Below are 11,606 nucleotides of genomic sequence, written 5' to 3'. Positions count from 1 at the left end.
AGCCTAGCTAGCTGGGCCTGGCCGGCAACCGGGGGACGCTGGCGAGCAGCCGACGCGTGTACGGATGGGCGGGGGAGCCAAGCACCGAGGCGGTGTCACCGTGCTCTACGACGCGGCCTCCGGAGAGCACCACCGTCTCGTGGCACAGCAGCGAGGCCACGGCGAGGTCGTGGGTCACCATGACCACCGTCAGGCCGCGGGTCTCACGCAGTTCGGCGAGCAGGTCGACGACGCGTACCCGGGTGGTGACGTCCAGCGCGCTGACCGGCTCGTCGGCGAGAAGCAGCCGCGGTTGGCACACGATGGCCCGCGCGATGGCGATGCGTTGGCGCTGCCCACCGGAGAACTCGTGCGGGTACCGTCCCACCACGTCCTCGGGCAGGCCGACCTCGCGCAGCGCGTCGGCCACCCGCTGCCCAGCGGCGTCCAGACCCAGCGACCGCAGTGGTTCGGAGACTATCCGCCCCACCCTCTGACGTGGGTCCAGCGACGAGTACGGGTCCTGGAAGACGGATTGCACGCCGCGCCGGAACCGCCGCGTCAGCGCCCGGTCGCGTGGCCGAAGCGGCTCTCCGTCGAAGCGGACCTCGCCGGTGGTGGGCCGCAGCAGCCCGAGCAGGATCCGCAGCAGCGTCGTCTTGCCGGCTCCGGACTCGCCGACCAGTGCGATGCCACGTCCGGCGGTGACGCCAACGTTGACGCTGTCGAGTACCGCCCGCCCGCGGGGGTACGCGAAGCCGACCTCGCGTCCTTCCAGGATCATGGCTGCCTTACCTCCAGTGCCGCGTCCAGGTGCCGCGCACTCTCCAGAAGGGCGCGGGTGACCGGATGGCGTGGCGCGGTGAGGATCTCCGTGACGGTGCCGGACTCGATGGCGGATCCCCGGTCGAGCACCAGGACACGTTCGGCGATCCGGGACACCACGGCCAGGTCGTGACTGATGAACAGCAGGGCCAAGCCTCGGTCGGCGACGAGACGGTCCAGCAGCGCGAGCACGTCGGCCTGGACGGTGACGTCCAGCGCGGTGGTGGGCTCGTCGGCGACCAGCAGCGCGGGCCGGCACGCCACCGCAGCGGCGATGGCGGCGCGCTGGCGTTGCCCGCCCGAGACCTCGTGGGGATAGGCGCGTCCGATCCGGTGGTCGAGGCCGACGTCGGCGAGCGCGGAGAGGACGGCCGCGCGCAGCGCCGGCCCGCGTAGTCCCCGGGTACGGCGGACGGACGCTCCGATCTGGTCGCCGAGGCGCATGAGCGGGTCCAGGGCGGTCGACGGCTCCTGGAAGACCACCGTCGCCACCCGGCCGCGCAGCCGTCGGAGCGCGCTTTCGGACGCGCCGACGACCTGCACGGGCTCGCCTCCGGCCGGGTGGAACCGGATACTGCCGGAGACGCGCAGTCCTGCGGGAAGCAGTCCGAGCAGGGCCAGGGTCGTCAGCGACTTGCCGGATCCGGACTCGCCGATCACCCCCAACCGTCCGCCCGAGGGCAGTTCGAAGGAGATGTCGGAAACAAGAGGCGTGCCGTCCGCGGTGCAGATGGCGAGCCGGTCGACGGCGAGGAGACTCACGACGACCTCCGGGCCAGCGGGTCGGCTACCTCGCGCAGGCCGTCGGCGACGAGGTTGGCCCCGACCACGAGGACCACCAGCGCCAGTCCCGGCGCGACGAGCCCGGCCGGCGCGACGAGCACGGTGGACTGCGCCTCCTGGAGCATCCGGCCCCAGGACTGGTTCGGCGGCGGCGCGCCCAACCCGAGGTAGGAGAGGCTCGCCTCGGCGAGCACCGCGAGGCCGAACTGCAACGCCAGGTTGACCGCCAGGGTTGGCCAGATGTTGGGCAGTACGTGCTCGGCGACCACGCGTGGCCAGGAGGTGCCCGAGACAAGCGACGCGGTCACGAAGTCCTGCGCCAGCACTCGTTTGACGAGGATCCGGGTCAGCCGGGCCACCACCGCGGACATCGCCAGTCCCAGCGCCAGGATCGCCGAGCCGAGCGACGCGCCGCGGGCCGCTACCACGAGCATGGCCAGCAGCAACGTCGGGAACGCGATGACGATGTCCAGCAGCGCGGCGAGGCCGTCGTCCAGCCAACGTTGGGCGAATCCGGCCGCGATCCCGACGAGGACTCCCAACGTACCGCCGACCACGACGGCGCCCAGCCCGGTCTCCAGCGCGATGCGGGCACCGACCATGAGCTGCGTCGCCAGGTCCCGGCCGAGTCGATCGGTACCCAGCAGGTGCGCGGCGGTGACCGGAGCGAGGCGGCCGCCCGAGGTGTCCGAGACTGGATAGGGAGTCCACAGTAGAGAGATCAGTGCGGCGGCGCAGGTGAGCCCCACGAGGATGCCACCGGCGACGAGGGAGCGGCGGTGACGGCTCATCGCGACCCCCCGGGCGAGGAGCCGCGAAGCCGCGGATCGATGAGGCGCTGGGCGAGGTCGGCCAGGAACCCGATGACGAGAACGGCGACCGTGCTGACGAAGAGGACACCCTGGACGACCGGGTAGTCGTGCTGCGTGATGCCCTTCACGAGCATGCTGCCGAGCCCGGGCAGCGCGAAGACGCTCTCCACCACCACCGCGCCGAGGAACGTGGTGGCGAGTTCGACGCCGAGGACGGACACCACGGGTCCGGCGGCGTTGCGCAGACCGTGCCGCCACATCGCCTCCGCGGACGAGGCGCCGAGCGCACGGGCCGTACGCAGGTAGTCGCTGCCGAGCACGTCGAGTGTGGCCGAGCGGACGTACCGGATCAGCGACGCGGACATCACGAGGGCGATGGTCAGCACCGGTAACGTCAGTGAGGTCAGCGCCGCGCCGGGATCGGCCCAGCCCGCGCGGGGAAAGCCGCCCGAGGGAAACACCCTCAGCCGCAGCGCGAAGACGAAGATCAGCAGCATGCCGACCCAGAACGCCGGCACCGCGATACCGAGCTGGGACAACGCGGAGAGTCCGGCGCCGTACCAGGTGCGGGACCAGCGCGCGCAGAGATAGCCGACCGGCACCGCGATGACGATCGCGAGCGCGAAGGCGAACAGGGTCAGCGGAAGTGTGACCACCAGCCGGTCGACGATTTCCGGGCCGACGGGCAGGGTGGAGACGAACGAGCGCCCCAGGTCCAAGCGCGCGAGCTGCCCGAACCAGGTGACGAACTGCTCGGGCAGCGATCGGTCCGATCCGACCTGCCGCTGGGCAGCCTCGATCTGCTCCGGCGTCGCGTCTACCGTCAGCAGCGCGTTCGCCGGATCGCCGGGCAGCACCCGCAACAGCAGGAACAGCGCGACGCTGGCGAGTAGCAGCGAGGCGACCAGCAGGCCGCCCCGCCGCACCAGGTACCTGACCATGGGCCGCCGGTCAGCCTTCCCGCTTGGTGATGCCGTAGACGTAGAACTGTGAGTTCAGCCCGTTGACGGGATATCCCGACACGCGCGTGGAGGCGACCACGATCTGCGGGTAGAGGTAGAGCCAGACGCTGGCCGCGTCCTGCGCGAGCTGCCGGTTCGCCTGCTTGAGCAGGGCCGTCTGTTCGTCCGCCGTGGCGGCCTGCTCGGCCTGCCTCACCGACCGCGTCACCTGCGGGCTGTCGTAGCCCCAGTAGAAGTCGGGGTTGCCGTACCAGACCACGTCGCGGTCGTTGACGTGCTCCTGCAAGGTGGCCACGAAATCATGCTTCTGGAACACCTTCGTGTACCACTCATCAGCGCTGATCACCTTAATGGTGACCGTGATGCCGACCTTCGCCAGCTCTGACTTGAGGAACGTGGCCACGATCGGGTGCGGGTCGTAGTTCGGCGTGTCGAGCGTGAACGAGAAACCGCCGCCGTGTCCCGCCTCCGCGAGCAGCCGCTTGGCCAGGTCGATGTCGTAGGGGTTGGCGTTGGTGAGGTCCTCGTACCAGGGGTCCGACGGCGGCACCATCGACCCGATCAGCTTGCCATGCGGGCCCCAGATCGATTCGAGCAGCTTCTTGCGGTCGATGGCCGAGTAGACCGCCTTGCGCACCTTGACGTTGTCGAACGGAGCCACCCGGTCGTTGAAGGCCAGCAGCAGCTTGGTCGTCGAGGCGCCATCGTTCACCCGATACGCCGGGTTGGCGGTGAACTGGTCCAGCGCGTCCGGGCTCTGCTCGCTGGTAATGATGTCGATCTGGTCGGTCAGCAGCGCGTTGTTGAGCGCACTGGCATCGGTGAAATAGTGGAACACCACATCCTTGTTCGACGCCTTCGTCCCCCAGTACCCGTCGAAGCGGCTGAGGCTCAACGTCGCGCCGCGCTGCCAGGACGCGAGCCGGTACGGGCCGGTGCCGTCCGCCGTGGTGGTCGGGCTCTGGTTCCCCGCGTTGACGATCCAGACGTAGCTCAGGTTGTAGACGAAGGAGATGGAGCGAGTCTTCAGGGTCACCACGAGCGTGCTGTCGCCCGGCGCGGTGATGCCGCCGATCGGGCCGAAGCTGCTCTTTCGAGCCGACTTCGAGTCGGGCGCGATGACCTTCTCCAGGCTGTACTTGGCGTCCGCCGCCGTCAGCGGCTTGCCCGAATGGAACGTGACGCCGGAGCGCAACGTGAACGTGTAGGTGAGCCCGTCGCCGCTGACGGAGTAGTCGCTCACCAGCAGGTTCTCGACCTTGCCGTCGTCGGTGAGCCGAAACAAGCCCTCGTAGACGTTGCCGTTCAGGGCCTCGGTCACGCCCTGTCCGCCGCCACCGGTGTTGTCCAGGTTCTGGGGCTCGTACAGGGAGCCGACGTCGATGGTCGCGTCGGCGCCGGATGCCGTCGACGGGCCGTCATCCGGGGCGCACGCGGCCAGGCCGAGGCCGAACGCGACGGCGACGACGGCGGTCAGAATCTTCCTCACGGGGATGTGCTCCTTGACGTTGGTGCTGGGCTCAGTCATTCGACGGTGAAGCCGTCGCGGAATACGGGCACGCGCTCGCCGGCCTCGATGGCAAAGGGGAAGCGGTTCTCCGGCGGCGGCAGCGGGCAGTTGAAGTGAGCCGAGAAACCGCAGGGTGGGGTGCGGGCCCGGTTGAAGTCGAGGACGGTGTGGCCGGAGTCGGACGGCCAGGGCACCGTGAGGAAGCGGCCACCGCCGTACGTCTGACGGCCGTTGGTACGGTCGCCGAAGACGAGCAGCAAGGAGCCCTCGTCGTCGAACGCGTGGACGGTGAACGCGGTACCCGCGACGGTCACCTCGATGTGTCCGGGTACCGGTAGGTCCCGCGTGCCGCCGTTATCCCGGCGATGGGCGAACGCGACGTGGTGCTCCGGCCCGGCCGGCACGAAGCTCGCCGGCAGCACCCATGCCGGGTCGTACGGGTACGGATCGGTGCTCACAAAGTGCGCGACGGCGTCCGACCGGGAGTTCCAGCGGCGGATGCCGTTGCGGGTCTCTCCGGTGAGGGGATCGAACCGGCGGATCACCGTCGTGAGGACGCCGTCCCGCTCCTGCTCTGGTGCCGGTTCCTCGTCGTCGGCGAGCCAACGTGTCTCGACGAGGGCGAGGTTGCCGCTCGGTGCCGTCAGCGCCTCTTCACGGGCTCGGTGCCAGGCCGTCCACTCGTTTCGCGCCGCGTCTGTCTGGGAGGACATCACAAGCTTTCCGGTAGGTTTGATAGAGAATTGGCGCGATGCTCCGCATCCACCCGGGGTGTCGGTTTCGAGCCGCGTCACGGCCTAAGAGGTACGTACCCCATCAAATGCCACACTGCGCCCAGCGGCGCTCGCCGATCCCGGCCACGTGACGGCCCCTCGACGAGAGGCGGGAACTGTCTCAGCGGGCAGGTGTGTCGCCCGGACAGGCCGTGCTGACAGCACGGCCGAAGTCAATGTGCCGGCGCATGCGCAGCATGACGGCGCCTTCGTCGGTTCGCACGCCGCCACCTCCCAGCAGCCAGGCCTTACAGTCCTCGGAAGTCTAGGCACGGTCGTGGCAGGTCGACAAGCGAGCACCAGGGAGACGCTGATCATGTCGGCGCCCGGCCGCGTCGCGGGTTGCGACAGCCTGAGCAGGACAGTTGCCGCAAGTGGGTAAGGTGCGCGTCTCTGCGGAGGCGCAGCGGTTTGCCTCGCGTTGCGTGGCGGGGGAGGCTTCAGTTCTGTTCTCACGGGCGCGGGACTGTCGGACCTAGCCGGCGGCCCGTAGGTGAAGGGGCAACATGGCTCAAGGAAGTAGCACCGTAGGCATGACTCGTTGGGGCATCCTGGCCACCGGCCACATCGCCAGCCGTTTCGCCGAAGACCTCCGGCTGGTGCCGGACGCCGAACTCGTCGCGGTCGGCTCCCGCGCCGCCGACAGCGCGCAGCGGTTCGCCGACACGTACGGGGCGAAGCGCGCGTACGGCTCCTGGGTGGAGCTGGCGGCCGATCCGGAGGTCGACGTCATCTACGTGGCCACGCCGCACGCCGCGCACCACGAGGCGGCGATGACCTGCCTGACCGCCGGGCGCGCGGTGCTGTTGGAGAAGCCGTTCACCCTCGACGTGGCCACCAGCACGGAGTTGGTCGACACGGCGCGCGCCGCCGGGGTCTTCCTGATGGAGGCCATGTGGATGCGGACCAACCCGCTGATCCTCCGGGCGACCGAGCTGATCGCCGAGGGTGCCATCGGCACGGTGAGCAGCGTGCGGGCCGACTTCGGGGTGGCCGGGCCGTTCCCGCCGGACCACCGGATGCGCAACCCGAAGCTGGGCGGGGGTGCGCTGCTCGACCTGGGGATCTACCCGATCAGCCTGGCCCACCTGCTGCTCGGGGTGCCGCAGCACATCCGGTCCTGGGCGCAGCTCGGCCCGGAGGGGACGGACGAGAACACCGGCATCCTGTTCGGCTACGACACCGGAGCGTTGGCCGCGTTGAGCTGCGGCATGGTCGGTGCGACCGAGTTGTCCGCCTCGATCACCGGCAGCACGGGCCGGATCGACCTGCCGGAGCCGTTCTTCCGGCCGGGGTCGCTGACCCTGCACCGGGCGGGCGCCGAGCCGGAGACGATCGTCGCGGAGGAGGCCGGCAACGGCTACCAGTACGAGGCGATCGAGGTGCAGCGCTGCCTGACGGCCGGGCTGACCGAGAGCCCGCTGGTGCCGCACGCCACGACCCTTGAGGTGATGGCCCTGCTGGACGCGGTGCGGGAGCAGATCGGTGTGCGGTACGAGTGACCGAAAAGGGCCCCTCTGCGAAGAGGGGCCCTTTCTGCGTGACGGTCAGCCGAAGAGCGGTCGGACCAGCAGGTAGGTGACGCAGGCGATCAGCGCGGCGGCCGGGAACGTGATGATCCAGGCGAGCACGATGTTGCCGGCGACGTTCCAGCGGACCGCGGAGAGCCGCTTGGTCGCGCCCACACCCATGATCGCCGAGGTGATCGTGTGGGTGGTGGAGATCGGCGCCTTGAGCACCAGGGCGTTGAAGTAGAGCACCGCACTGGCGACCGTCTCGGCGGCGAAGCCCTCCGGCGGCCCGAGGTCGATGATCTTCCGGCCGAGGGTACGGATGATCCGCCAACCACCGGCGTACGTGCCGAGGGCCAACATCGTCGCCGACGTCCAGAACACCCAGCCCGGGATGTGCGTCTTGCTCTCCTGGAAACCGCCGGTGTAGAGCGCCAGCACCACGATGCCCATGGTCTTGGCGGCGTCCTGCATGCCATGGCCGACCGACATGGCGGCCGCCGAGACGGTCTGCGCGTGGCGGAAGCCCCGGTTGAGCTTGCCCGGCTGCCCCTTCCGGAACAGCCAGAGGATCGCCAGCATCAGCAGGTAGCCGAGGGTCAGGCCGACGATCGGCGAGAGCACCATCGGCAGCAGCACCTTCTCACCGATGTTGCCCCACTGCACGATGCCGCCGGTGGACAACAGGGTCGCGCCGACCAGGCCGCCGAAGAGCGCGTGCGAGGACGACGACGGCAGGCCGAAGTACCAGGTGATGAGGTTCCAGGCGATCGCGCCGAGCACCCCGGCGAAGACCACACCGAGGCTGCTCACACCGGTGGGGAGGGTGACCAGGCCGTCGCCGACGGTCTTGGCGACCCCGGCGCCGAAGTGGGCGCCGATGAAGTTGCCGACCGCGGCGAGGCCCAGCGCGATCCGGGGGGTCAGCGCCCGGGTGGAGACGCTTGTCGCGATCGCGTTGGCGGCGTCGTGGAAGCCGTTGGTGTAGTCGAACGCCAGGGCAACCGCGATCACCGCCAGGACGGCGATGAGTTCAGGAGACACCGGCTCAGGACTCCTTGACCGCGATGGTCTCGACTGTGTTGGCCACGTGCTCGAAGGCGTCGCAGGCGGCCTCCAGCTCGTCGGCGACCTCCTTCATCTTCAGCACCGTCAACGCGTCGTACTCACCGGAGAAGAGGCGGACGAGCAGCTGCCGGTTGATCCGGTCGCCCTCGTTCTCCAGCCGGTTGCACTCGATCCAGTAGTCCTCGAGATCCTTCATCGACTGCAGGCGGGGCATCGCGTCGGCGGTCAGCTTGGCCTGCTGGTCGAGCACGTTGACCATCTCGTGCAGCTCGCGGGGCAGCGCCGGAAGCTCGGTCAGCCCGTACAGGTAGAGCAGGTCGCCGACCGCTTCCAGGTGGTCCATCACGTCGTCGAGCAGCGAGCCGAGCCGGTAGATGTCCTCCCGGTCGAACGGCGTGATGAAGGTAGAGTTGATCTTCTTGTACAGCTCGTGTGTGATCTGGTCGCTGTCGTGCTCGACCTCGGTCAGCCGCTCGCTGACCGACTGCACGTCGACGCCGGGCAGGGCCAGCTCGTTCAGCAGTTCGGTGCCCCGGACCAGGTTCTGCGCGGCCCTGGTGAAGAGCTCGTAGAAGGCGCCCTCGGTGGGGCGGAAGGAAAACTTCACAGCACAGACCTCGTCGCGTCGGTGGAAGGGTGGCGGCACCCGTCGGGCGTCCGCCCGGTGAATGCTAGGAAACGGCAGAACCGCGAATTCGTCGGCCCACCCCTGGCCAGGCCGCATTCACCGATCGTTCACCTACTGTTCACCTCGGGCGTCCCATCCGCCCCCACTCCCCCAGCACGCAGCCGCTCCCGCTCGTGCGCCACATCGAAATCGGCAGGCGGATACCCCAGATCAAGCGTGTCGAACGTCTCCCGCAGCAGGTGGGCCACCGCCCAGTCCCGGTACCACTTGCGGTCCGCCGGCACCACGAACCAGGGCGCCGCGTCCGTGCCGCACCGGCTCAGAGCCTCGGCGTACGCGGCCTGGTAGTCGTCCCAACGAGCCCGGGCGTCGACATCCGAGGGGTTGTACTTCCAGTGCTTACGCGGGTCGGTGAGCCGCTCCAGCAGGCGCTCGCCCTGCTCGGCGTACGAGATGTGCAGCATCACCTTGACCAGGGTCACCCCACCCTCGGTCAGCTCCCGCTCGAAAGAGTTGATCTCGTCGTAGCGGGCCCGCCAGGTGGCCTCGGGCACCAGCGAGCCGACCCGGGCGATCAACACGTCCTCGTAGTGCGAGCGGTTGAACATCCCGACGTACCCCGGTGGGGGCAGCTCCCGGCGGATCCGCCACAGGAAATCGTGCCGCAGCTCCTGCGGAGTCGGCGGGCCGAACGAACGGATGTGCAGACCCAGCGGGTTCATCGCGCCGGCCACCCGCTTGATCGTGCCGTCCTTACCGCCACAGTCCATCGCCTGGAGCACCAGCAGCACCCGGTGCGCCGGCCGCTCCGAGCCGGCCTTGGCCATCGCGAAGAGCATCTCCTGCCGACGACCCAACTCGCCACCGACCAGTTCCACCTGCGCACGGGCCCAGACCTTGCGGCGCTCCCCGTTCACCTCGGCCTTCGGCAGGCCGGGCGTGGACCGGGGGTCGATCGCCGCGAGATCCACCGGCGCGGTGACCCGGAGCAGCTCCCGTACTCCGCCGCCGGCCGGTGCCACGATCCCCGGTTCCTGCAGTGCGCTCATGCACGGATCATCGCCCACCCGTCGGTCATCCGCCCGCCGAGAGCCCCCGGACCGGGACGACCAGGGCTGCCGGCCCCCGGACTTGCCAGGAAGATGGACACCGGCAGGCAAGGCCGACCGGGGAGGGTGGTGGGTCCGTGCGGGACCTGGCGACGGAGTTCGAGGCCGAACGGGGTCGCCTGCTCGCGGTGGCCCACCGGATGTTGGGCAGCCGCAGCGAGGCCGAAGACGCGGTGCAGGAGACCTGGCTGCGCTACGCCGGGGCACTCGCCGATCCGGCGGCCCGCGCCGAGATCCGCGAGCTGTCCGCCTGGCTGACCACCACGTGCGCCCGGATCTGCCTCGACGTGCTCCGCTCGGCCCGCGTCCGCCGCGAGGCGTACGTCGGTCAGTGGCTGCCGGAGCCGGAGGTGCGCCCGGTGGCCAGCGGGTCGGCGTCCGACGGTTACGCGCCCGACCCGGCGGAACGCGCGGTCCGGACCGACCAGGTCGGCACGGCGCTGCTGGTGGTGCTCGAGCGGCTGGCACCGGAGCAGCGGGTCGCCCTGGTGCTGCACGACGTGTTCGCGGTGCCGTTCGCCGGCGTCGCCGACGTGCTCGGCACCAGCGAGGTCGCCGCCCGGCAGCTCGCCTCCCGGGCCCGGCGGGCGGTCACCGGGCCGGACGTGCCCCGGCACACCGCCGACCCGGCCGAGCAGCGGCGCGTGCTCGAGGCGTTCGTCGCCGCCACCGAGTCCGGCGAGCTGGATCCGCTGCTGCGGGTGCTCGCGCCGGACGTGGTCCTGCTCGGCGACTCGGGCGGGCACTTCCCGGCGGCCCGTCGACCGGTGGTCGGTGCGGACGCGGTGGGCCGCTTCACGCTCGGCCTGTTCGGCCGGACCGGCCGGTACGCCGAGCGTGCGCTGGCCCGGTCGGTGCTCGTCGACGGAGTCCTCGGCCTGCAGATGGAGACGACGCACAGCGACGGGCGACCGATCCGCCTGGTCACCGCGTTCGCCGTGGACCAGGGCCGGATCACCGGCATCTTCAACCAGCTCAACCCGGAGAAACTGGCCGACCTGCCACCGCTGGGCGACGGCGACGGGTGGCCGCCGCGCTGGTGAGCCGGGCGCCCGCTCAGACCACCAGCGCCAGCCACTTCCGGTACGACGTGGCGAACGGCTCGGTGCCGTCACCGAGCGCGCCGTACAGCCACCGGGCCGCCGCCTCGGCCTCGTCCACCACGTCCTGCGGGTAGCCGAAGCGGGCCCGGTGCTCGGCGAACTCGTCCTCGTCGAGCAGCTCGACGAGACCGGTGGCCCGGCGTCGGACCACGTCCAGGTCCAGGTCGATGAGGTGGACGGTGTCGTCGGACTCCCAGCGGGCCGGGGTGGTGATGTCGCAGTAGACCTCGCTGGTCCGTGGCGGCGGGTTGAACATCCCCGTCCACCAGGCGTTGTGCGGCACCAGCAGGACGAACGGGATCTTCTCCACCGAGGGGCGGCCGTGGTAGACCGACTCGGTGCCGAACGGGACGCCGAGCCAGACGCCGAGGTCGTCCTCGGCGAGACGGCGGGCCGGGTAGTCACGGTGGGCGCTGCCGTCGTACTTGCGATAGACCACTCGGACCACGTCGCTCGGCATGATTCGCACCCTAACCGATACTGCCCACGCGTCGTAGTGCGGCCGTAACCGGACGGCGTCGGCCAGGGAGGCCGGCGGGTGCC

12 protein-coding genes are annotated in these 11,606 nt (G+C 70.1%); 2 read left to right on the top strand and 10 right to left on the bottom strand.

Annotated elements, in window-relative coordinates; all coding sequences use genetic code 11:
* Nucleotides 1–7 precede the first annotated feature (7 nt).
* Genes O7620_RS28060 through O7620_RS28035 form a run of 6 tightly spaced genes read right to left on the bottom strand, consistent with a single transcriptional unit; the run spans nucleotide 8 to nucleotide 5,665 of the window.
* The gene (locus O7620_RS28060; protein ID WP_151488531.1) at nucleotides 8–763 is read right to left on the bottom strand and encodes an ABC transporter ATP-binding protein; all 756 of its coding nucleotides are present in this window, start codon (nucleotides 761–763) and stop codon (nucleotides 8–10) included.
* A complete protein-coding gene (locus O7620_RS28055; RefSeq protein WP_151488532.1) occupies nucleotides 760–1,566 on the bottom strand; it encodes an ABC transporter ATP-binding protein in 807 nt (268 codons plus the stop codon). Before O7620_RS28055 ends, O7620_RS28060 begins: the two co-directional genes overlap by 4 nt.
* Nucleotides 1,563–2,378, bottom strand: a complete 816-nt coding sequence (locus tag O7620_RS28050) for an ABC transporter permease (protein WP_151488533.1) — start codon at nucleotides 2,376–2,378, stop codon at nucleotides 1,563–1,565. The genes O7620_RS28055 and O7620_RS28050 overlap by 4 nt, the downstream gene beginning before the upstream one ends.
* Nucleotides 2,375–3,340, bottom strand: a complete 966-nt coding sequence (locus O7620_RS28045) for an ABC transporter permease (RefSeq protein WP_151488534.1) — start codon at nucleotides 3,338–3,340, stop codon at nucleotides 2,375–2,377. The genes O7620_RS28050 and O7620_RS28045 overlap by 4 nt, the downstream gene beginning before the upstream one ends.
* A gap of 10 nt (nucleotides 3,341–3,350) precedes the next feature.
* Nucleotides 3,351–4,850, bottom strand: a complete 1,500-nt coding sequence (locus O7620_RS28040; RefSeq protein ID WP_278126118.1) for an ABC transporter substrate-binding protein — start codon at nucleotides 4,848–4,850, stop codon at nucleotides 3,351–3,353.
* 35 nt (nucleotides 4,851–4,885) lie between these two features.
* Nucleotides 4,886–5,665, bottom strand: a complete 780-nt coding sequence (locus O7620_RS28035) for a DUF1684 domain-containing protein (protein WP_278126117.1) — start codon at nucleotides 5,663–5,665, stop codon at nucleotides 4,886–4,888.
* Between the two features lie 512 nt (nucleotides 5,666–6,177).
* Between O7620_RS28035 and O7620_RS28030 the strand changes: the two genes are divergently transcribed.
* A complete protein-coding gene (locus O7620_RS28030) occupies nucleotides 6,178–7,146 on the top strand; it encodes a Gfo/Idh/MocA family oxidoreductase (RefSeq protein WP_278126116.1) in 969 nt (322 codons plus the stop codon).
* 45 nt (nucleotides 7,147–7,191) lie between these two features.
* Here the strand turns inward: O7620_RS28030 and O7620_RS28025 are convergent, their stop codons facing one another.
* The 3 genes from O7620_RS28025 to O7620_RS28015 form a co-directional block, all read right to left on the bottom strand.
* Nucleotides 7,192–8,199 carry an inorganic phosphate transporter gene (locus O7620_RS28025; protein WP_278126114.1) on the bottom strand — a complete coding sequence of 336 codons (1,008 nt, stop codon included), beginning with the start codon at nucleotides 8,197–8,199 and terminating at the stop codon, nucleotides 7,192–7,194.
* Between the two features lie 4 nt (nucleotides 8,200–8,203).
* Nucleotides 8,204–8,830 (bottom strand): DUF47 family protein, encoded by a 627-nt coding sequence (locus O7620_RS28020; protein WP_151488539.1) that lies wholly within the window; start codon nucleotides 8,828–8,830, stop codon nucleotides 8,204–8,206.
* Between the two features lie 128 nt (nucleotides 8,831–8,958).
* On the bottom strand, nucleotides 8,959–9,900 hold the full coding sequence (locus O7620_RS28015) for a PPK2 family polyphosphate kinase (RefSeq protein WP_278126112.1): 942 nt from the start codon (nucleotides 9,898–9,900) through the stop codon (nucleotides 8,959–8,961).
* A 137-nt stretch (nucleotides 9,901–10,037) separates the two neighbouring features.
* On the opposite strand from O7620_RS28015, the gene sigJ reads away from it, so the two are divergent.
* A complete protein-coding gene (sigJ, locus tag O7620_RS28010; RefSeq protein ID WP_278126111.1) occupies nucleotides 10,038–11,003 on the top strand; it encodes an RNA polymerase sigma factor SigJ in 966 nt (321 codons plus the stop codon).
* A 13-nt stretch (nucleotides 11,004–11,016) separates the two neighbouring features.
* Here the strand turns inward: sigJ and O7620_RS28005 are convergent, their stop codons facing one another.
* The gene (locus tag O7620_RS28005) at nucleotides 11,017–11,523 is read right to left on the bottom strand and encodes a DUF402 domain-containing protein (RefSeq protein ID WP_151488541.1); all 507 of its coding nucleotides are present in this window, start codon (nucleotides 11,521–11,523) and stop codon (nucleotides 11,017–11,019) included.
* Between the last annotated feature and the right edge of the window lie 83 nt (nucleotides 11,524–11,606).

Source organism: Micromonospora sp. WMMD710 (assembly GCF_029626045.1).
Taxonomy (GTDB): Bacteria; Actinomycetota; Actinomycetes; order Mycobacteriales; family Micromonosporaceae; genus Micromonospora.
The sequence above is the reverse complement of the archived record's forward strand: the minus strand, read 5'-3'. Positions and strand labels throughout refer to the sequence as shown.

What these genes read in the sequence shown, in the direction of transcription:
- O7620_RS28060 (WP_151488531.1), bottom strand. Translation starts at nt 763, where the DNA reads ATGATCCTGGAAGGACGCGAGGTCGGCTTCGCGTACCCCCGCGGGCGG.
- O7620_RS28050 (WP_151488533.1), bottom strand. Translation starts at nt 2,378, where the DNA reads ATGAGCCGTCACCGCCGCTCCCTCGTCGCCGGTGGCATCCTCGTGGGG.
- O7620_RS28045 (WP_151488534.1), bottom strand. Translation starts at nt 3,340, where the DNA reads ATGGTCAGGTACCTGGTGCGGCGGGGCGGCCTGCTGGTCGCCTCGCTG.
- O7620_RS28030 (WP_278126116.1), top strand. Translation starts at nt 6,178, where the DNA reads ATGACTCGTTGGGGCATCCTGGCCACCGGCCACATCGCCAGCCGTTTC.
- O7620_RS28015 (WP_278126112.1), bottom strand. Translation starts at nt 9,900, where the DNA reads ATGAGCGCACTGCAGGAACCGGGGATCGTGGCACCGGCCGGCGGCGGA.
- O7620_RS28005 (WP_151488541.1), bottom strand. Translation starts at nt 11,523, where the DNA reads ATGCCGAGCGACGTGGTCCGAGTGGTCTATCGCAAGTACGACGGCAGC.